The sequence below is a fragment of the Vibrio sp. 10N.222.48.A3 genome (assembly GCF_041475345.1).
Taxonomy (GTDB): Bacteria; Pseudomonadota; Gammaproteobacteria; order Enterobacterales; family Vibrionaceae; genus Vibrio; species Vibrio tasmaniensis_A.
In genome coordinates this window covers 1-1,448 of sequence record NZ_JBFRVX010000501.1, presented here as the reverse complement: position 1 = coordinate 1,448, position 1,448 = coordinate 1, and the positions used below count along the sequence as shown (strand labels likewise).

Annotated in this window: 2 protein-coding genes; both read right to left on the bottom strand. The window is 45.2% G+C overall.

Translation table 11 applies throughout. The annotated features are described in order from the left end of the window. Window positions 1-692, bottom strand: a 692-nt coding sequence (gene pyrF / locus AB4653_RS14765) for an orotidine-5'-phosphate decarboxylase (RefSeq protein WP_102257828.1), incomplete at its 3' end; no start/stop codon positions are given. 122 nt (window positions 693-814) lie between these two features. Continuing rightward, window positions 815-1,448: tetratricopeptide repeat protein (locus AB4653_RS14760; protein WP_372104574.1), on the bottom strand; the 634-nt coding region annotated here is incomplete at its 5' end.

Here is a 1,448-nt window from a genome sequence, read left to right as displayed (position 1 = left end):
GCTAGCGTGCCGTTGATTTCAGCAAGTACTGATGCAGGGTCTGCTGCTTGAGTAATTGGACGACCGATAACAAGATAGTCAGAACCTGACTCAATCGCCTTAGAAGGCGTCATGATACGCTTCTGGTCACCAACATCAGCGCCTACAGGACGAATACCTGGAGTTACTAGTTTGAACTCCTGACCAAGTGCACCTTTGAGCAAAGAAGCCTCTTGTGCAGAACATACAACACCGTCTAGGCCTGAGTTTTTAGTCAAAGACGCTAAGCGCATCACTTGTTGCTGTGGCTCTAGATCCAGACCGATACCCGCTAAGTCAGATTGCTCCATACTGGTTAGTACCGTCACACCGATTAACAATGGACGAGCTTTACCATATGGTTCCAAAATTTCACGAGAAGCCGTCATCATACGCTCGCCACCGCTCGCGTGTACGTTCACCATCCACACGCCCATCTCAGCGGCAGCACGTACCGCTTTTGAACATGTGTTCGGGATATCGTGGAACTTAAGGTCCAAAAACACAGAGAAACCACGTTTATGTAATTCACGAACAAATTCAGGGCCAAACAGAGTAAACATCTCTTTGCCAACTTTTAGGCGGCAAGATGCTGGGTCAATACGATCGACAAAGGCTAACGCATCCGCTTGGTTATCATAATCCAATGCTACAATGATTTTTTGGTCGTTCATTTCATCTCCTAACGCAGTTAACTTTCTACAAAATATTTATACCAATCAGGCCATAAATAACAGTCATAAAAATGCAGCCCGAAAGCTGCAATTAATAATTTGGTCTTAAAATGACCACAAATCTATTCACCATCAAGCCCACGAATAGGCTTGATCGTTCCCCACCCCTTACATGAAGGGCAGTGCCAATACATTGAGTGAGTTGAGAAACCACACTGACGGCATCGGTAATGAGGCTTAACCTTGAGTTGTTCACCAACCATAGATTGAAGCGTTGTTAAGCTGTCTTTGGCTCTACCTTCTTCCGCTTCCTCTAGGTGATAATCAATTAATCGATAAAAACCTTTCATGGTTGGGTTTTTAACAAGCTGCTTTGTCAGTAGCTCTTGAGCAGAGCCAACATCTTCATGGTCGGCAACGAGTTGAGCCAGCATCAACTCAGCGGAAACACCGGCTTTCTTCTGAATACACGCTTTAAGGAACTCGACCAACTGCGCTTCTTGTCCAAGTTTGTGGTAACACTCAGCAAGCGTTGGCAGGACTTCACTAATGAAGTCGATATCTTGCTCGAGAACTGACTCTAAATAAGTAATTGTCTTGTGATAATCTTCATTGGCTAAATAGAATTTTCCTAAAGCAATACTGGCTCGAACACATTTAGGGTCTTCTGAAAGGGCCTTCTTGAAGTGCTGAAGCGCTTTAGGGCGGTTGCCGTCGGCTTGTTCTTGCATCGCAAGCTCACACCAGAAGTGTGCA